This is a genomic window from Streptomyces sp. NBC_01264 (assembly GCF_026340675.1).
Taxonomy (GTDB): domain Bacteria; phylum Actinomycetota; class Actinomycetes; order Streptomycetales; family Streptomycetaceae; genus Streptomyces.
On record NZ_JAPEOX010000001.1, the window covers coordinates 744,036 to 762,388 of the forward strand.

The 18,353-nt window shown below is 73.1% G+C and carries 12 protein-coding genes and 2 pseudogenes; 13 read left to right on the forward strand and 1 reads right to left on the reverse strand.

Annotation, left to right across the window (positions count from 1 at the left end; all coding sequences use genetic code 11):
• The first annotated feature begins 2,170 nt into the window (after window positions 1–2,170).
• From OG435_RS03395 to OG435_RS03415, 5 genes are all read left to right on the forward strand, one after another.
• Window positions 2,171–2,893 carry a phosphatase PAP2 family protein gene (locus OG435_RS03395; RefSeq protein WP_266875205.1) on the forward strand — a complete coding sequence of 241 codons (723 nt, stop codon included), beginning with the start codon at window positions 2,171–2,173 and terminating at the stop codon, window positions 2,891–2,893.
• 317 nt (window positions 2,894–3,210) lie between these two features.
• Window positions 3,211–4,767, forward strand: coding sequence for a carboxylesterase/lipase family protein (locus tag OG435_RS03400; RefSeq protein WP_266875206.1), 1,557 nt, complete (start codon window positions 3,211–3,213; stop codon window positions 4,765–4,767).
• Window positions 4,768–4,869: 102 nt separating this feature from the next.
• Window positions 4,870–5,877: a LacI family DNA-binding transcriptional regulator gene (locus tag OG435_RS03405; protein ID WP_266875207.1), complete on the forward strand. Its 1,008-nt coding sequence runs from the start codon at window positions 4,870–4,872 to the stop codon at window positions 5,875–5,877.
• Between the two features lie 110 nt (window positions 5,878–5,987).
• Window positions 5,988–6,152: a hypothetical protein gene (locus OG435_RS03410; RefSeq protein ID WP_266875208.1), complete on the forward strand. Its 165-nt coding sequence runs from the start codon at window positions 5,988–5,990 to the stop codon at window positions 6,150–6,152.
• A 184-nt stretch (window positions 6,153–6,336) separates the two neighbouring features.
• A complete protein-coding gene (locus OG435_RS03415) occupies window positions 6,337–7,725 on the forward strand; it encodes a hypothetical protein (RefSeq protein ID WP_266875209.1) in 1,389 nt (462 codons plus the stop codon).
• Window positions 7,726–7,864: 139 nt separating this feature from the next.
• Here OG435_RS03415 and OG435_RS03420 read toward each other — a convergent pair whose 3' ends face one another.
• Window positions 7,865–8,824: an alpha/beta hydrolase gene (locus tag OG435_RS03420; RefSeq protein WP_266875210.1), complete on the reverse strand. Its 960-nt coding sequence runs from the start codon at window positions 8,822–8,824 to the stop codon at window positions 7,865–7,867.
• A 293-nt stretch (window positions 8,825–9,117) separates the two neighbouring features.
• On the opposite strand from OG435_RS03420, the gene OG435_RS03425 reads away from it, so the two are divergent.
• From OG435_RS03425 to OG435_RS03460, 8 genes and pseudogenes are all read left to right on the forward strand, one after another.
• Window positions 9,118–9,633, forward strand: coding sequence for an ATP-binding protein (locus OG435_RS03425; RefSeq protein WP_266875211.1), 516 nt, complete (start codon window positions 9,118–9,120; stop codon window positions 9,631–9,633).
• 179 nt (window positions 9,634–9,812) lie between these two features.
• Window positions 9,813–11,471, forward strand: a pseudogene (locus tag OG435_RS03430) (AMP-binding protein); the annotation flags it as partial.
• A gap of 159 nt (window positions 11,472–11,630) precedes the next feature.
• Window positions 11,631–11,999: pseudogene (locus OG435_RS03435) on the forward strand (acyl-CoA thioesterase); the annotation flags it as partial.
• Complete coding sequence (locus OG435_RS03440; protein ID WP_266875213.1) at window positions 11,990–14,290, forward strand: FAD-dependent monooxygenase; 2,301 nt, start codon at window positions 11,990–11,992, stop codon at window positions 14,288–14,290. The pseudogene OG435_RS03435 and the gene OG435_RS03440, both read left to right, overlap by 10 nt.
• Window positions 14,291–14,309: 19 nt before the next feature.
• Window positions 14,310–15,341: a carbon-nitrogen hydrolase family protein gene (locus OG435_RS03445; RefSeq protein ID WP_266875214.1), complete on the forward strand. Its 1,032-nt coding sequence runs from the start codon at window positions 14,310–14,312 to the stop codon at window positions 15,339–15,341.
• Window positions 15,338–16,450 carry a cupin domain-containing protein gene (locus OG435_RS03450; protein ID WP_266875215.1) on the forward strand — a complete coding sequence of 371 codons (1,113 nt, stop codon included), beginning with the start codon at window positions 15,338–15,340 and terminating at the stop codon, window positions 16,448–16,450. The genes OG435_RS03445 and OG435_RS03450 overlap by 4 nt, the downstream gene beginning before the upstream one ends.
• 123 nt (window positions 16,451–16,573) lie before the next feature.
• On the forward strand, window positions 16,574–17,488 hold the full coding sequence (locus tag OG435_RS03455) for a fumarylacetoacetate hydrolase family protein (RefSeq protein WP_266875216.1): 915 nt from the start codon (window positions 16,574–16,576) through the stop codon (window positions 17,486–17,488).
• Window positions 17,489–17,594: 106 nt separating this feature from the next.
• Window positions 17,595–18,338, forward strand: coding sequence for a maleate cis-trans isomerase family protein (locus OG435_RS03460; protein ID WP_266881515.1), 744 nt, complete (start codon window positions 17,595–17,597; stop codon window positions 18,336–18,338).
• Window positions 18,339–18,353: the final 15 nt, after the last annotated feature.

Below are 18,353 nucleotides of genomic sequence, written 5' to 3' on the forward strand. Positions count from 1 at the left end.
GGAGGGCGGCGACGCCGGGGCCTGTCGCCCGGGAGGGCGTCGCCGGGAGGTGCCACGCCGAAGCGCGGGGCGGCTGACGCGGTGCGGTGCGTTTGCTCTACGCGGTGCGGTGCGGTGCGCGGTACCTGCGGTGCGGTGCGGTGGGTTGCCCTGCGGTGGGGGATGCAGCGCGGGTGGGGAGGTGGTGCGGTTGCCGTGCCGTGTCGGCGCGGGGTGGCCGACACGGTGTGAAGTGAGGCGGCGATGTTGTTACACGTGTCACCTCAGGTGCTTGGACACTGTGTAGCACCCGTTCCCCGGTCTAGCCAAGGGTTGGCGCAGACCTCCGTACAGATCGTGACCCGTATACGAAGTCCAGGTGGATCACGTGTAACCAATTCAATGCAGCCCCGGGGCAAGTCCAACCGGCCGAGAACCTTCTTGCTCTTGTGGCGACGGTCACGCGTCCGCAATACTCCGCACCGACCCAGCCCAACCGAAGCCCACCCATCTCTGCGGCTCCCGGTCACGGCGCCGGCAGCCCGGGGGTCGCACACCCGGGACAGCCCGGTCTACACAGGCACCACCGAGACCCCGGGCACCCCGAACGGCTCGCCCGACCCAGGCAGCTCAAGCCCCCGGGGCTGCTGGGGCACCCCGAGCAACTCGGACACGCGGCCCGGACACGCCGACCAACCCAAGCAGCGCGGCCGACTCAGGCCACTCGGATACCCCGAGCAGCCCAGGCCGCAAGGCCGGCTCAGGCGGCCCCTACACCCCGAGCAGCTCAGGGCACGGCCCGCTCGGGCAGCTCGACCGACTCGAGCAGCCCGGCCCGCTCGGGCAACTCAGACCCCGGGCGGCTCAACCGGCTCGGACACCCCAAGCAGCCCACACAGCTCCGGAGGCACGGCCAACTCAGGCCGCCCGGACACCCCGAGCAGCCCAGACAGCACGACCGGCTCAAACCCCGGGCCGCTCAACCGGCGCGGACATCCCGAGCTCACGTAGCACGTCCGGCTCAGGCGGCCCAGGCACCCGAGGCAGCACGGCCCGCTCGGGCAACTCGACCGACTCAGACAGCTCAGACCCCGAGCAGCTCAACCGGCCGGGACACCCCGAGCAGCCCAGGCGGCCAGGCCGGCTCAGGCGGCCAGGGATCCAGAGGGCGGGGCATCTGGATCCCTGGCGTCCCGAGCCGCCCGGACCCACGGAAACTCCCCGGTCCGCGGAAAGCCACTGGGAAACCCCCGGCCTCCCGGAGCCGCCCAGACGACCGCGACTGGCCGCCCCGGCCCGCCGGCCGACTTGGGCGCCTGCGCCTACACTCCGGCAACTCGGCCGATCCAGCAGACTCAACCGACCCGGCTGACCCACTCCGCCGGAGCCCAGGCCGTTCGCTCCCGCACCGGGCGTCGCACTCCGACCGACCTGCCAGGACCCACCCCACCCACTCGACCACCCCCGCCGCCCGAACCCTTGCGGCACCGATCCGATCGCCCTCTCCCATCGTCTCCGCCCGCCTCCTTCTCCCCCTCCACCGCTCACTCCCCACCCGCCACTTCCGCGCGGCTTCACCCATCGGCTTTCCGCTCACCTCCGCAGCGGGCGTCCACGCGTCCCCGACAGTGCGCCCCCTTCGCACGCCTCCGCGCATCCCCTTCCGCACACGTCCTCAACCTGACCGCCGTCACCGCCTCCCCCGACGGCTCCATCACCCTCGCCTTCCAGACGGCCTGACCCGGACGACCCGCGCCCTCGACAGCGCGCGCCATCCCACGCCTGCGCGCATCACCTTCCGCCCACCTCCGTCCATCACCTCCCCGCACCTCTGCGGCGCGCATCCGCACCTCCGCAGCAAGACCTCCGCCCCCCATCCGTGCGCGCCTCCGCAGGCTTCCGCGGGTGCCCCTCCGCACACCTCCGCCCGCCGCGCGCCGACTCCGGCACGCCCGCCGCCCCACTTCGCTCACCGCACGCCAGCACCCGAACGCCCCTCCCCTCCGCACCCCGCTCGGCGGACGTCAGCTCCTGCACGCCCGCCGCCCGTCCCCACCCCGCTCACCGCACGCCCGCACGCCCGCACCCGCACGCCCGCCACCCCTCCGCTCCGTCCCCGCGCTTCGCGCACGTCCGCTGCCCTCCCATGCGCCGCATCGCGCCTTGGGAGGCGGCCGCGAAAGGTTCCGCCATGTCCGGCTTCCCCGGTCACGCCCCCACCCCGCCACCGATCACCGCCCGGCCGCCCCGGCGCCCCGTCCCCGCGGCTCCGCCCCGCCACGCCCTCGCCTGGGGCCTGGCACTGACCCTGCTGTCCGCGCTGACCGGACTGCTCCTGCGCCTGGACGAACGGCCCTTCTTCCAGGGCCTCGACGACGCGTGGGCCGCTTCACTGAAGGGCTCGCCCGCGGACACCGCCAGCGGGTTCGCCACCGTGCTCGACCGCTTGGGCGGGCCACTGGGTACGGTCCTGCCGCTGCTGTTGATGGGCTGCCTGTGCATGTACGGGCGCTGGCGGTCGGCTCTCTTCGTATTCACCACGGCGATCGTGGCCAACGTGCTCCTGGTACTGCCCCTCAAGCAGTTGGCCGACCGGCCGCGACCCCCGCACACCTGGGTCCTGGTCAACGACGGCTCGTACCCGTCCGGCCAGGTCTTCAGTGCGGTGGCCCTGGTGATGGCGGCCGCCGTGGTGCTGTTCCCGCCGGGCGGCCGGCGCTGGTGGTGGCTGATCGGCGGGTCCTGCACCGGCGCCATGATGTGGAGCCGCACCTGGCAGCACGCCCAGTGGCTGAGCGACACCTTCGCGGGCGCCCTGGCGGCCGTAGGGGCCTGCCTGCTCCTGTGGCGGGCGTTCGCACCCCTACTGGAGACGGAGGCGGAACGCATGGCGTCGGACACCCTCTGGGTCTGACGGCCCTCCGCCCCCTCAGGGAGCGATCCCCAGCTCGAAGCTTTGGGCCGCCGGCACACGACTGCATCAGCGCGATGCCGCCGGCCAGGTACGGATGGACGGACGGACGGACGTGCGCCGGAAGCCGCCTCAAGTGCGGTTGGCGGCGGCGCGGCCGCCCGGCTCGCGCGCGCCCCATCCGACCGCCTCACCGCCTCACCGCCTCCCGCATCCACCGACTAACCCCGCTATCGCGAAACATTGACGGTCGCTGAATTCGCACCATATTCTCGACGGGTCGGCACGCGTTCCGCGCGCGGACCAGGAAGGATCGACTCATGGCATCCACCCCAGGCCCCGGCCCCCACCACCCCGTGGCACACCCGCCCGCGGGCCCGCTCCTCGGCGCGGTCGAGGACGGGCTGTCCGTCTTCCGGGCCGTGCCCTACGCCGCACCCCCGGTCGGCGCGCTGCGCTGGCGGCCCGCGCGGCCGCATCCGGGCTGGAGCGGCATCCGGGACGCGACCGCCGACGGGCCCAGCGCCCCGCAGATATACATGGAGGGCGGCGACCCCGTCCTCGGCGGGCACGGTTCGCCGCCCTTCGACGAGGACTGCCTGACCCTCGACATCTGGACCCCCGCCGTCGACGACGCCCGGCGGCCGGTGCTGGTCTGGATCCACGGCGGGGGCTTCGTCTCCGGCTCCGGGTCGCTGCCGAACTACTCCGGCGCGACCTTCTCCCGCGACGGGGACCTGGTCGTCGTCAGCATCAACTACCGCATCGGACCGCTCGGTTACCTCTACACCGACTCCGAGGAGCAGCCCGACGGCTCCGGCGCCAACCACTGGCTGAGCGACCAGCTCGCCGCCCTGCGCTGGGTACGGGACAACATCTCCGCCTTCGGCGGCGACCCCGACTCGATCACCGTCGCGGGCCAGTCGGGCGGCGCGGTATCCACGGCCGCCCTCGCGGGACTGCCCGAGGCCCGGGGACTGATCCGCCGGGTGATCCTGATGAGCCCGCCGTTCGGGCTGGACCTCCCCGCACCCGACGCCTACCGGGAGCGCACCACCGCGTTTCTGGAGCTGGCCGGGGTCAAGACCCTGGCCGAGCTGCGGACCGTGCCGTGGCCCGAGCTGATCGGCGCCATGGGCGGGCTCTTCGCCCTGACGACGCGGTGGGGGTACTGGCCCACGCCGTTCCTGCCCGTGGTCGACGGCGTCACCCTGCCCCGCCACCCGGCGCAGGCCCTGCTGCACGGCGCCGCCGAGGACATCGAGGTGATGATCGGCTGGACGCGGGAGGAGGCCAACTTCGGCTTCGCCCTCAACGAGGCCTACGCCGCCGCCGACCGGGAACAGGTGACCGCCCGGATCGCGGACACCTTCGGCCCCGAAGCCGCTCCCGACGTGTACGCGGCGTACGAGCGCGCCCGGCCGGGAGCCGGGCCGGCCGGCGTCCTGATGGACCTCATCACCGACGAGCTCTTCCGCGTGCCCGCCCTCCGGCTGGCCGAGGCGCGGGCCGCGGCGGGCCGTCCGGTATGGGCCTACCAGTTCGACCTCCCCGCAGCCGCCTACGACGGCCGGCTCGGAGCCGCCCACTGCCTCGAACTGCCCTTCGCCTTCGCCAACTTCGACCAGTGGGCCCACGCACCGCTGACGGCCGGGCTCGACCCCGCCGTCCGGGACGGGCTCGCGCACGCCATGCACGGGGCCTGGATCTCCTTCGTCCGCACCGGCGACCCGAACCATCAAGGCCTGCCGACCTGGAACCCGTACGGGAAGCACGCCCGCACCACGATGCGTTTCGACACCGTGGTCGGCGCGCTCGACGACCTCGCCGGGGACTCCCTGCGCCTGCACGAGGGAGCGCTTCCCCGGCCCGAGTAGGCCCGTCCGCCCATCCGGGCGGGCCCGCGCTCCCTTGATCTAACTCGTGTAACCTTCGAAGGGAAGGCAGCGAGCCGATCAAAAGGAGCGTCGATCGACGTCATGGCCAAAGACACTCCTGTTCCGGCGTCCCCGACCAGCGCCGACGTGGCCCGCCTGGCCGGGGTGTCCCGCGCCACGGTCTCCTTCGTCCTCAACGACACCCAGGGCCACCGCGTCGGCGAAGCCGCCCGCGCGCGCGTCCTCGACGCCGCCCGACAGCTGGGCTACGTACCGCACGCCGCGGCCCGGTCCCTGCGGGCCGGCCGCAGCAATCTCGTCCTGATGCCCTCGTCGATCTCCGCGGTCGGCCGCCTCGTCAGCGACTGGGTCGACGATCTGCACAGCGAGCTGGACCGGCACGGCTACACCGCGGTCCTGCACGCCGGACGCTTCAACGATCCCCTCGACGCCGCCCGCGCCTGGGCCGAACTGCGTCCCGCGGCCGTCATCGCCCTCGACGGGGACCGCCTCACCGCCCAGGCCGCCGATCTGCTGCGGCGCGCCGGGGTGCGGGGGCTGATCGCCTTCGCGGCCCACCCCGTACCCGGCGTGCACACCATCGGCTTCGACCACGCCCTCATCGGCGCCACCGCCGCCGAGCACCTGATCGCGCGCGGCCGGACCCGTATCGGCGTGGTCATGCCCCAGGAACGCGGCCTCGACCTGTTCGCCGGGCCGCGGCTCGCCGGCGCCGAATCGGTCGCCTCCCGCCACATGGCCACGGTCACCCCGGTGGAACTCTCCTACACCCGGGAGTCCGCGACCGCGCTGGCCCGGCGCTGGCGGAGCCTCGGCCTGGACTCCGTGTTCGCGTACAACGACGAGTACGCCGCCCTTCTGCTCCACGCACTGCGGGCCGAGGGGATCTCCGTACCGCAGGACGTGGCGGTCGTGGGCTCCGACGACCTGGTCCTCTCCTCGCTCCAGGACCCCCCACTGACCTCGATCCGCCTCCGCCTGGTCTCGCCGGCCGCGGTCGCGGACGCCGTGCACGAGCTGATCGAAACGGGCACCACGGCGCCCGTACCGGACATAGAGGCGATCCTGGTGCAACGCGAAACCACCTGAGGCTCTGGCCACCGACCGGGCTCCCCGGACGACGGCGCCGGTGCGGCCTGCCCGCACCGGTGCCCCGTCGTGCGCCTTGGCAGGTCGAGTTCACCGGAACGATCGACGCCATGGGCGCGCCCGAACCCAACGAACACGCTCGATCGCTCAGCGGTGAACTGCTGTACTGGGTCACCTTCGACGCGCCGCAGTACGACTGTGACGGGGCCGGTCCCCATCGCAAGGCCCAGATCTGGGATCGGTACCTCAGGACCGGACCGGAGGCCGCCCTGTAGGGGTACAGCCCTGTAGGGGTACGACACCTTGGGCCGTTCGCACATCCTCCTGGTCCGTCCGGGCTGTCCGCCCGCCTGTATGGATCAAGCCGGGGAGCCGACGGTGGCCGGCCGTGGTCGGCTGGGGGCGGTCGCTGCGGTCCGCTGACGGCCGGTTACGCAGCGCAGGAGGAGGAGTCCCCCGATGTCTCGTCGGCATGTCCCGGCCGTTCTCGGCCTCGTGGCGGGCGTGTTGGTGGCGGTCCCCGCCCCTGCCGCCCACGCCGCCACGCTGCAGGTTCCCTGCTCGGTTCCCGAACTCGTCGCCGCGATCAACGCCGCGAACGGCTCGCCCGGGCCGGACACCCTCCAGCTGGCGCACACGTGCACCTACGAGCTGACGGCGCCGGACCCGGTGAATCCCGGCAACGGGCTGCCGGTAATCACCAGTGAGATCACCATCGACGGGCGCGGGGCCACGATCAAGCGGGACGAGCGGGGGCACAAGGTGCCGAGGTTCCGGATCCTGCTCGTCGGCCCGACAGGGAACCTCACGCTCGACCGTACGACGGTCAGCGGCGGCTACGCCACGGACTGCCCCGCCTTCCCCGACCCGCCGGGCCTGGCCTGCGGTGGCGGCATCTCCAACACCGGACGGATGAGCGTGACCCGCAGCAGGATCACCGGGAACACGTCCCGGTCCGACGTGTTCGCCCAGGGCGGCGGCATCGACAACCCCGGCACCGGCAGCGTGAGCGGGACCGAGGTCAGCGCAAACCACGTCATCTACAGCGGCAGCGATCTCGGCAGCGGAGCCGCGGGCGGCGCCATCGCCAACGACGGTCCGCTCACGGTCACCGACTCCCGGCTGACCGGGAACACGGCGACCGTCACCGAGAACACCCAGAGCTTCGCGTTCGGGGCCGGCATCATCAGCTTCGCCGAAACGACCGTTCGTGACACGGTCATCAGCAAGAACCGTGCCTTCGCCCGGGGCGGGTTCGCGCGCGCCGCCGTCTCCAACGGCATCCCGGAGCCGGGCAGGATGACCATCACCGGCGGCGGCATCACGGCCAACACCTCGGACAGCCCGCACGGCGTCGCCCAGGGCGGCGGCATCGCCAACAACGCCCTGATGACCGTCAGCGGCGTGAAGATCAGCGGGAATCGGGCCGTCGCCGAGAACGGCACCGCGCGCGGCGGCGGCGTCCGCGTGGGCCCCTTCGGGACCCTCGCCCTGAGCGACAGCCAGATCACCGGCAACACCGCCGACGCACCGGGCGGCACGGCTCAGGGCGGCGGCCTCGACAACCCGGACGGCGGCCGCCTGACGGCCAAGCGCAACAAGGTCCTGCGCAACACGGCCGTCGCCAAGGGCGGCACCGCGCAGGGCGGCGGCCTCTACCACGCCGGGGGAACCGAGGAGCTGGGCAGCACGACGCTGGAGGAGAACACCCTCACGCGCAACCGGGCGGGTGACGGCGGCGGCATCTTCACGGCGTCCGGCGTCCTCACCCTGAACGGTGACGACGTCCGCGCCAACCGCCCGAACAACTGCAGGCCGGCCGGCGCGGTCCCCGGCTGCACCGACTGAGAGCGCTCCCCGGGCTGGGCCGTCCCCTCCGGTTCCCCCTCGCGCCCACCGGGCGGAGGGGGAACCGGCGCGTCCGGCGACGGCGACAGCTTGCGCGCCCCCGCCGCCGGAGCGGCCGTTCCTTCTCCCGCTACGAGCCTCAGGCGCCCAGGTGACGGACGAGGAAGGCCACGCTGTCGGCGACGATGCGGCCGATGTCGGGAGAGCCGAGGAAGATGTGGTCGGCGCCTTCCACAGGGGTCAGGAGGACCTCGCCCCCGGCCTTGGCGAGGGCCGTGGCGAGTTCCTCGCTCTGGCTGTACGGGACCAGGCCGTCAAGGGTCCCGTGGACCAGGAGGAACGGCGGCGGGTCGGAGCCCTCGACGGCGTACGTGACCGGGCTGGCGGCCCGCGCCAGCTCCGGGCTCTCGGCGACGGACGCGCCGAGCAGGGCTTCGTAGGGGTCGGGGAACTCGGCTCCGCCGGGCAGCGGCGGGAACGCCGGCATGGGGTGCTCGGCGAGGGTCACCAGGTCGGAGACCCCGTACCAGTCGACGACGGCCCGTACCGCGGTGTCACCGGCGCCCACTCCCTGCGTGCCCTCCAGGGCCACGGCGTCCGGGGTGTCCGCGCCGACGACCCCGGCGAGGGCCGCGAGGTGGCCACCGGCGGACTCGCCCCAGACAGCGATCCGGTCCGGGTCGATGCCCAGGGTGGTGGCGAACTGCCGGACGTAGCGGATCGCGGCCTTCACGTCGTGCAGCTGGGCCGGGAACGGGGCCTCCAGGCTGTGCCGGTAGTCGATCGAGACGAGGGCCAGCCCCGCCGCCAGCACCGATCCGTGCAGCAGCTCGACGGGCACGGTCGGCGGCGGGTAGCGCCGGTCGCCGTCCAGCCAGCCACCGCCGTGGATCCACACCACCGCCGGGAAGGGGCCGTCACCCGCGGGTACGTGGACGTCGAGCAGGCGGGGACGGTAGCCGGGCGAGGTCGCGTAGGTGACCCCGTCGAAGTGGCGGACCCCGTCCACGTCCACGACGGCCGCGACGGGTGTCTGGAACGGCGGCGGCGGCCAGGTCATGTCCACCGTGTCGATCGCGGCGGGGGGCGATTGCGTCATTTCGGCCCTTCCAATCTGCTCGGCCCAGGGGGCCGACGGGTCGAGGTGCGGGTCAGTCGAGGTGCGGGGCAGCGGATCCGGCCCCGGCGCAGCGATAGCGGTACGGACAAGGCTTCGTGACGTATGTCCGAAATGCTTGCGCGAGCCGGGGAGGAGGCCTAGCGTGTTACACGTGTAATCTCGACTCTAGCGACGCGTTTCCGCAGACCACAAGAGCAAGGGCAGTCCCAGTTCCCCGGCAGTTACACGAGCCACCGCGCGAATGTCGTCGCCTTCCCCTCCGGGAGCACGTCATGCCCACCTCCACACCCCCCGCCATCCAGCCCGCCATCCGGCCCGGCGCCGTTCCGGACGCAGCCGCCGCGGACGCTGCCGCGACCGCGTCCGCGGCCGCCCCCCGGGCCCGCGGCTTCGGCCGCTGGGCCGCGGAGCCCATCGCGGAGACCGTTCCCCTGATCCGCTCCCGCGTGCGCTCGGTGCTCGACGGCTGGGAGATCTGCGCCGACATCGCGGACGTCCTGCTGCTGGCCGCGAGCGAGCTGGTCGGGAACGTCGTCCTGCACGCCGCCGGCGCGGGCCGCCTGCGCGTCGAGGTCTCCCTGCGAAGCGGCTGGCTCCAGCTGGAGGTCACCGACGGATCCCCCTCGCTGCCCCGGCTGCCGCAGCCGCGCGGTGAGGTGGACCAGGACTCCGAGGACGGGCGCGGCCTGCTGATCGTGCACCTGATGGCCGCCGAGGCCGGTGGCCGACTCAGCGTCCAGGCAGACGAGTTCGGGAAGTCCGTACGCGTGCGCGTGCCGGCGGCCTGACGCCCACGACCCGGCGCGCACCGGAACCACCGGAGCCCCCGGAGCGAGGTGAGCCGAGGGCCGGGAAGGGCCGAGGGGGACGATTGGCTCACATAACTATGGCTAGGAATTGTCGGTCGCCAAATTATCGAGATACTTGCCCCATCTCCCCCGCTGCTCCCTGAACGAGGTGCCGCCCCATGGAGCTCTCCCCCTCGGCACACGCCGATACCTTCTGCCGCGACCGGCTTCCGCCGTTCGATCTCTGGCCCGAACTCCACTTCGATCTCCCGGAGTTGGACTACCCGGACCGGCTCAACTGCGCCCGCAGCCTCCTCGACGACGCCGTCGAGCGCTGGGGCCCCGACCGCCCCTGTCTGCTGACCGCCGAAGAGCGCTGGACCTACGGCGAACTGCAGCAGCGCGCCAACCAAGTCGCCCAGGTACTCACCGAGGACCTCGGCCTCGTCCCCGGCAACCGGGTCCTGCTGCGCGGCCCGAACAACCCCTGGCTCGTCGCCGCCTGGTTTGGCGTGCTCAAGGCCGGTTGCGTGGCCGTCACCACGGTGCCGCTGCTCCGCGCCGCCGAGCTCGCCGCGCTGTGCGGGATCAGCCGCCCCGCCGTCGCCCTGTGCGACCACCGCTACCTCGAGGAGATCGAAGCGGCGGCCGGCCTCACACCCGACACCGAACCGGGCGCCGCCGAGTACACCGCTCCGCGGGTGCTCGCGTACGGAGGCCCCGGCGAGGACGACCTCGCCGTCCGCTGCTCGTCCAAGGCCGGCGTCTTCACCGCCGTGGACACCGCCGCGGACGACGTGGCCCTGATCGCCTTCACCTCCGGCACCACCGGGCGCCCCAAGGCGACCCTGCACTTCCACCGGGACGTGCTCGCCAACGCCGACACCTTCTCCCGGCACGTCCTGCGACCGCGGTCCGACGACGTGTTCACGGGCACTCCGCCGCTCGCCTTCACCTTCGGGCTCGGCGGGCTGGTGGTCTTCCCCCTGCGGGTCGGGGCCGCCACCCTGCTCGTCGAGAGCGCGACGCCCCGGGAGTTGGCCGACCTGGTCGCCGCACACGGTGTGACCGTCCTGTTCACGGCGCCCACCGCCTACCGCGCGATCCTGGCCGCTGGTGCGGCGGGCCTGCTCGCCGGGCTGCGCCGCTGCGTCTCGGCGGGCGAACCCCTGCCCGCCGCCGTGTGGGAGGAGTTCCACACCGCAACCGGGCTGCGCATCATCGACGGCATCGGCGCCACCGAGATGCTCCACGTGTTCATCTCCGCGGCCGACGAGGACATCCGGCCCGGCTCCACGGGCCGGCCCGTCCCGGGCTACCGGGCCGCCGTGGTGGACACGAACGGGGTCCCCGTTCCCGACGGGCAGCCCGGCCTCCTGGCCGTCACCGGTCCCACCGGCTGCCGCTACCTGGACGACCCGCGCCAGTCCACGTACGTCCGGGGCGGCTGGAACATCACGGGCGACACCTACGTCCGCGACGCCGAGGGCTACTTCTGGTACGTGGCCCGCAGCGACGACATGATCGTCTCCTCGGGCTACAACATCGCGGGTCCCGAGGTCGAGAAAGCGCTCTCCGACCACCCGTACGTGACGGACTGCGGTGTGGTCGGGGTCCCCGACGAGCGCCGCGGCATGCTCGTCAAGGCGTACGTGGTGCTGCGCGCGGGCGTTCCGGCCGCCCCGAAGACCGTCCGGGAGCTCCAGGAACACGTCAAGGCGGCGATCGCCCCGTTCAAGTACCCGCGTGCGGTGGAGTTCGTCACCGAGCTCCCCCGGACGGAGACCGGCAAGCTGCGGCGCGGCGAACTCCGCACCCGGGGAGCGGAACCGGCCGGAGCCGCCCCCGTCGCCGCGGCCCCGGAGGACGGCGGCTGCGCCGCCGGGTGTCCCGAGGCGCTGGTGCCCGACCTGCCCAGCGTCGTGGTCGAGCGCCGGGTCGAGTGGACCGACACCGACGCCGCGGGCCACTACCACCACTCCACGGTGATCCGCTCGGTCGAGGCGGCCGAGGCCGTGCTGCTGCGCCGCCTGGGCCTGTCGCACCTCTTCGGCAGCACGCCGCGCGTCCACTTCGAGGCCGACTACCGGGCCCGGCTGTGGTTCGGCGAGGCCGTACGGACCGAACTGCGGGCCAAGGTGGGCGCGAGCTCCCTGCACTACGCCTTCACCGTCCGCGGCGAAGCCGGCCCGGCGGGACCGGAAGGCACGGAGGCCGCCTCCGGCCGCATGGTCATCGCCCACTCGGCCGCCCGCGCGACCGGGACCACCCCCTGGCCCGCCGAGGTCCGCGAGGTCCTCACGAAGGCCGGCCGGCAGGCCCCCGAACTGATCGAGAACAACCGAGGAGGCGCCCCGTGCGCATAGCAGTCATCGGAGGCGGGCCGGGCGGCCTGTACTTCGCCGCCCTGGCCAAGCAGATCTCCCCGCACTGGGAGGTGACCGTCTGGGAGCGCAACGCTCCCGACGACACCTTCGGCTTCGGGGTGGTCTTCTCCGACGAGACCCTCGACGGCATCGCCCAGGCCGATCCCCTCGCGCACTCCGCGATGTCGGCGGAGTTCGCCCGCTGGAGCGACATCGACGTCCGCCACCGCGGCCGGACCCTCACCTCCGGCGGGCACGGTTTCGCCGCGCTGGGCCGGCGCCGGCTGCTGCAGATCCTCCAGGACCGCTGCGCCGCCCTGGGGGTGGACGTCCGCTACCGCACGCAGTCCCCGGCGCCGGAGCGACTGGCCGCCGACTACGACCTGGTGGTCGCCTGCGACGGCGTGCGCTCGGCCACCAGGGCCGCCTACGCCGACACCTTCGGCGCCGATCTCGACGAGCGCGCGGGCCGCTACATGTGGCTCGGCACCGACAAGGTCTTCGAGGCCTTCACCTTCATCGTCGAGGAGCGGGAGTTCGGCACCCTCCAGGTGCACGCGTACCCGTACGACGACACCCGCTCCACCTTCATCGTCGAGATGGACGAGGAGACCTGGCAGCGCGGCGGGTTCGCCGGGCCGGCCGGATCCACCGGCGCGGACCTCGCTCCCGGGGCCAGCGACGAGGAGGGGATCCGCCGCTGCGAGGAGATCCTCGCCGAGCACCTGGACGGCCACCGGCTCATCCCCAACAACTCCAAGTGGCTGCGCTTCACCACCGTGCGCAACCGCACCTGGCGCCACGGCAACACCGTGCTGCTCGGGGACGCCGCGCACACGGCCCACTTCTCCATCGGCTCCGGCACCAAGCTCGCCATGGAGGACGCCCTCGCGCTGGCCGCCTGCCTGCACGAGCACCCCGACGTGGAGAGCGCTCTCGCCGCGTACGAGGACGAGCGCAGGCCGGTCGTGGAGTCCACGCAGCGGGCGGCGCAGGCCAGCCTGGAGTGGTTCGAGAACATCGACCGGTACACCGGCCAGGACCCGCACCAGTTCGCCTTCAACCTGCTGACCCGCAGCCGCAGGGTCACCTACGACAACCTGCGGGTGCGCGACGAGGAGTTCACCACCGCCGTCAACGCCACGGCGCCCGTCCCGCCCATGTTCCGGCCCTTCCGGCTCGGCGGCCTGCGCCTGCGCAACCGGATCGTCGTACCTCCCATGGCCCTGTCCACGGCCGTCGACGGAGTCCCGGGCGACTTCGACCTCGTCCACCTGGGCACCCAGTCCCTGGGCGGCGCGGCCCTGGTCCTCGCCGGGATGACGGCGGTCAGCGCCGACGGCCGGACCGATGCGCGCTGCCCCGGCCTGTGGACCGACGAGCAGGAGGCCGCCTGGCGGCGGATCACCGCCTTCGCGCACGGCCAGTCCGACACCTGCCTCGGCATCCAGCTCACCCACGCGGGCCGGCGGGCCGCCCGAGGGCCGCTGCTGGCGGCCTCCCCGCTGCCGTGGGACGAGGACGGCGAGGTCCCCCGCGAGGCGGCCCGCGCCGATATGGACCTGGTCGTACGGGACTTCGTGCGCGCGGCCGAGCGCGCCGACCGGGCCGGTTTCGACGTGCTGGAACTCCAGTACGGGCACGGCCATTTGATGTCCGGGTTCCTCTCCCCACTGACCAACCGGCGCACCGACGAGTACGGCGGCCCGGTCGGGAACCGGCTGCGCTTCCCGCTCGAAGTGCTGGACGCAGTACGGGCGGTGTGGCCGGCCGGGAAGGCTCTCCTGGTCCGGGTCTCCGCCGCCGACTGGGCCGAGGGCGGCCTCGACGAGGCGGACGCCGTGCACATCGCGCGCGCCCTGGCCGCGGCCGGCGCCGACGCCATCGACGTCTCGACCGGCGAGGTCGTCCCGTACGAGCGCCCGGCCTTCGGCCGCAGTTACCAGACCCCGTACGCCGACCTGATCCGCAACACCACCGGGGTGGCGGCCATCGCCGTCGGTGCGATCTCCACCTACGACGACGTGAACTCGGTGATCCTGGCGGGCCGCGCCGACCTGTGCGCGGTGGGCCGTGCCCAACTCCACGATCCCCTGTGGACCCTGCACGCGGCCGCGGCCCAGGGGTACCGCGGACCGGCCGCGCCCTGGGCCCGGTCCTGGCGGGCCGGCAGCGCCCGGCCGCCGGCCGCGCGCACCGACCGGGTGCCGCCGCGCCTCGAACTGCTGCGGCGGCCCGCCGCACCGGTGCACCAGCGATGGCTGCCGCGCGTCGCCGCGCCGGCCCTCTGAACGGAACGGCCGAGACCTCATGGACACCCGTGACACCCGTCCCCCGAACGACCTGCCCCGTTTCACCGCGGCCGCCGTACAGGCCGCTCCGGTCTACCTCGATCCCGCCGCCACCGTCGACAAGGCCGTCGCCCTGATCGCGGAGGCCGCCGGGAGGGGCGCCGAACTCGTCGTCTTCCCGGAGGCGTTCGTCCCCGGATACCCGTACTGGAACTGGACGATGAACCCGGTCCAGGGTTCGCCCTGGTTCGAGCGCCTGCAGCGCGCCTCCATCGACGTCCCCGGCCCGCACGTCGACACCCTGCGCGCGGCGGCCCGCCAGTACGGGGTCGTCCTGGTCATCGGCGTCAACGAACGCGCCCCGCATAGCCTGGGCGTGCTCTACAACACGCTGCTGACCATCGGCCCCGACGGCGAACTGCTCGGCGTGCACCGCAAACTGGTGCCCACCTGGGCGGAGAGGCTCACCTGGACCGGCGGCGACGGCAGTTCGCTGCGCGTCCACCAGACCCCCGTCGGCCCGGTCGGCGCCCTCGCGTGCGGGGAGAACACCAACACCCTGGCCCGTTTCGCGCTCCTGGCCCAGGGCGAACTGGTGCACGCGGCCTGCTACATCGCCCTGCCCGTGGCGCCCGCCGACTACGACATGGCCGAGGCCATCGCCGTCCGCACCGCGGCCCACAGCTTCGAGGGCAAGGTGTTCTCCGTCGTCGCCTGCTCCACCGTGTCCCCCGAGATCATCGACGCGGTCGCCGGTGAGGACGAGGCGGTCCGGGCCCTGTTCGCCCGGCCGCGCAGCGCCCTGTCGGGCATCTTCGGCCCCGACGGCCGCCCGGTCACGGAGCCGCTCGTCGACGTCGAGGGCATCGTCTACGCCGAGATCGACCTGAACCGGTGCATCCAGCCCAAGCAGATGCACGACATCACCGGGCACTACAACCGCTTCGACGTCTTCCGCCTCGAAGTGGACAACCGGCCGCGGCAGCCGGTCACCTTCACCGTCCCGCACACCGCCCTGCCGCCCACCGCCACCCCCGAGGAGGACGCATGACCACCGAACAGGACGACACCGCGCTCGGCCGCGCCCGGGTGTCCGACACCCCCGAGCTCACCGCCTACTACGGCGAGCTCGAAGCCCTGGAGGCGGGTGCGCTGTGGACGGTGGCCAACGACATCGAGCCCTGGTATCCGCAGCCCAAGTCCGCTCCCGTGCTGTGGCGTTACGAGGAGCTGCGGCCCCTCGTCCACAAGGCGCTCGGCCTGGTCCGGGCCGACGACGCGGGCCGACGCGTCGTGATGCTGGTCAACCCCGGCCGCAGGGACGTCAGCGCCGCCGCCGGACTGCTCTACACCGGCCTGCAGATCATGGGTCCCGGCGAGGCCATGACCGCCCACCGCCACCAGGCCGCGGCGCTGCGCTTCGTGCACGAGGGCACCGGGGCGTGGACGATCGTGGACGGCCAGAAGCTGAAGGTGGGCCCGCGCGACTTCGCCATCACCCCGAACGGCACCTGGCACGAGCACGGCAACGACGCCACCGACGCGCCGGTGATCTGGCAGGACGGCCTCGACATCCCGCTGGTCAACGCCCTGGACGCCGGGTTCTACGAGGTCCACCCCGAGCTGTACCAGCGGCCCGGGAAGGTGGTCAACTCCTCGGTCCTGACCTACGCCGCGAACCTGCTCCCGTACGGCTCCGAGAAGTGGACCCGGCCGTACTCCCCGCTGCTGGCCTACCCCTGGGAGCAGACCTACGAGGCCCTGCGCGCTCTGGCCTCGGCCACCGACGGCTCCCCGTACGACGGCGTCATCGCGGAGTACACCAACCCGGTGACCGGCGGCTCGGTGATGCCCACCATGAGCGCCCACATGCAGCTGCTGCGCCCGGACCAGGCCACCCTGGCCCACCGCCACACCGGGTCGGTGATCTACACGGCGGCCAAGGGCCGCGGGGTGTCGGTGGTCGCCGGGCAGCGCTTCGAGTGGAAGCAGGGCGACGTGTTCTGCGTCCCGTCGTGGGCCTGGCACGAGCACCGCAACCTCGACCCGTCCGAGGACGCCTGCCTGTTCTCCTTCAACGATTTCCCCGTGATGCGCTCCCTCGGCTTCCACCGCGAAGAGGCACACCCGGACAACGGCGGTCACCAGCGCGCCTCTTGAGCCGCGTCGCCGCACCGGACCGCCGGCCCGGACACCGGTCCCGGTGCGGCGGCGCACCCCGCGCTGCCGTCCTTCCTCCCCACCCCTCCCCCTCTCCTCTTCCCTCTCCCCTAGGAGCCACCGATGCGTCTGGTGACCTACACGACCGCGCCGATGACCGGAACCGCCGACCGTCTGGGCGCCCAGGCCGACGGCCTGGTGTACGATCTCGCGGCCCTCGCCCGGCACGCGGGCGTCGACCTGCCCGCCGACCTGCTCTCCTTCGTCCGGGCCGGCGCTCCCGCCCGCGAGGCGGCCGCCCGCCTGCTGGCCGGCGACCCCGCGGACCGGCCCGCGGGGGCCGTCCACCGGCTGGAGGACGTGACCCTGCGCGCCCCGCTGCGCCCCGGCAAGATCATCGGGGTCGGGCTGAACTACGTGGAGCACGTGGAGGAGTCCAGCCGGAGCCTGGACACCGACAAGGACCTGCCCCCGCGTCCGGTGCTGTTCAGCAAGCCCGCCACCGCCGTCACCGGCCCCGGGGCGCCGATCCTGCACAACGCCGACCTCACGGCGCAGCTCGACTGGGAGTGCGAGCTCGCCGTGGTCATCGGAACGACCGCCTTCCGGGTGACCGAGGAGGAGGCGTACGGCCACATCTTCGGCTACAGCGTCGTCAACGACATCAGCGCCCGCGACCAGCGCCGTTCGGGGCAATGGTTCTTCTCCAAGGGGCAGGACTCCTACGCCCCGTTCGGCCCGGCCGTGGTCACCGCGGACGAGGTCCCGGACCCGATGGACCTCGACCTCGAACTGCGGGTGAACGGGGTCACCAAGCAGAAGTCCAACACCCGCCACATGCTGTTCCCCATCGCACGGCTCATCGCCGACATCAGCTCGGGCGTGACCCTGGAGCCCGGTGACGTCATCGCGACCGGCTCGCCCTCCGGCGTGGGGGCCGGCATGGTCCCGCCCGAGTTCCTCGTGCCCGGCGACACCGTCGAGGCCACCGTCGAGGTCGTCGGAACGCTCTCCAACCCCGTCGTCGACGCCCGCTGAACCCCGCCCGGACAACTTCCCCAACACCCCGCCCGACCATCGAGGAGCACCCGTGCCGCCCCGTACCTACCGCATCGGCCAGATCGTCCCGAGTTCCAACGTCACCATGGAGACCGAGGTCCCCGCGATCCTGCGCGCCCGCATGGAGATCGCTCCCGACGAACGCTTCACCTTCCACTCAAGCCGCATGCGCATGACGCACGTGACGCCGGAGCAGCTCAAGGCCATGGACGCCGATTCGGACCGCTGCGCCGTGGAACTCTCGGACGCGCGGGTCGACGTACTCGGCTACGCCTGTCTGGTCGCCATCATGAGCATGGGCCTCGGCTACCACCGCGCCTCCGAGGAGCGCCTGCACACGCGCACCGTGGAGAACGGTGCCCCCGCCCCCGTGGTCACCAGCGCGGGCGCCCTGGTCCACGGGCTGCACACGATGGGCGCCAGGAAGGTGGCCCTGCTGGCCCCGTACATGCGCCCGCTCACGCAGACCGTCGTCGACTACCTCACCCACGAGGGCATCGAGGTCATCGACCACCAGGCCCTGGAGATCCCGAACAACCTCGACGTGGCCGCCCACGACCCGGCCAGGCTCCCCGGGCTGGCCCGCGCCCTCGACTACGCCGACGCCGACGCGGTCGTCCTGTCGGCCTGTGTGCAGATGCCCTCGCTCGGCGCCATCGAGGAGGCCGAGCAGCTCCTGGGCAAGCCGGTGGTCTCCGCGGCCGTCTGCACCGCCCACCAGATGCTGCGCGCCCTCGGCCTGCCGGCCGTCGCCCCCGGCGCCGGTCATCTGCTCTCCGGTGCCTACGCGGAGGCTCCCCTGCTCCCGGGGACGCCGGCCTCGGGGTGACCGGAGGCGGCCCGG

Excerpts from the sequence above, each read along its gene's own strand:
- OG435_RS03415 (WP_266875209.1), top strand. The coding sequence starts at position 6,337 with ATGTCTCGTCGGCATGTCCCGGCCGTTCTCGGCCTCGTGGCGGGCGTG.
- OG435_RS03445 (WP_266875214.1), top strand. The coding sequence starts at position 14,310 with ATGGACACCCGTGACACCCGTCCCCCGAACGACCTGCCCCGTTTCACC.
- OG435_RS03450 (WP_266875215.1), top strand. The coding sequence starts at position 15,338 with ATGACCACCGAACAGGACGACACCGCGCTCGGCCGCGCCCGGGTGTCC.
- OG435_RS03400 (WP_266875206.1), top strand. The coding sequence starts at position 3,211 with ATGGCATCCACCCCAGGCCCCGGCCCCCACCACCCCGTGGCACACCCG.
- OG435_RS03420 (WP_266875210.1), bottom strand. The coding sequence starts at position 8,824 with ATGACGCAATCGCCCCCCGCCGCGATCGACACGGTGGACATGACCTGG.
- OG435_RS03410 (WP_266875208.1), top strand. The coding sequence starts at position 5,988 with ATGGGCGCGCCCGAACCCAACGAACACGCTCGATCGCTCAGCGGTGAA.
- OG435_RS03425 (WP_266875211.1), top strand. The coding sequence starts at position 9,118 with ATGCCCACCTCCACACCCCCCGCCATCCAGCCCGCCATCCGGCCCGGC.
- OG435_RS03455 (WP_266875216.1), top strand. The coding sequence starts at position 16,574 with ATGCGTCTGGTGACCTACACGACCGCGCCGATGACCGGAACCGCCGAC.
- OG435_RS03460 (WP_266881515.1), top strand. The coding sequence starts at position 17,595 with ATGGAGACCGAGGTCCCCGCGATCCTGCGCGCCCGCATGGAGATCGCT.
- OG435_RS03405 (WP_266875207.1), top strand. The coding sequence starts at position 4,870 with ATGGCCAAAGACACTCCTGTTCCGGCGTCCCCGACCAGCGCCGACGTG.
- OG435_RS03395 (WP_266875205.1), top strand. The coding sequence starts at position 2,171 with ATGTCCGGCTTCCCCGGTCACGCCCCCACCCCGCCACCGATCACCGCC.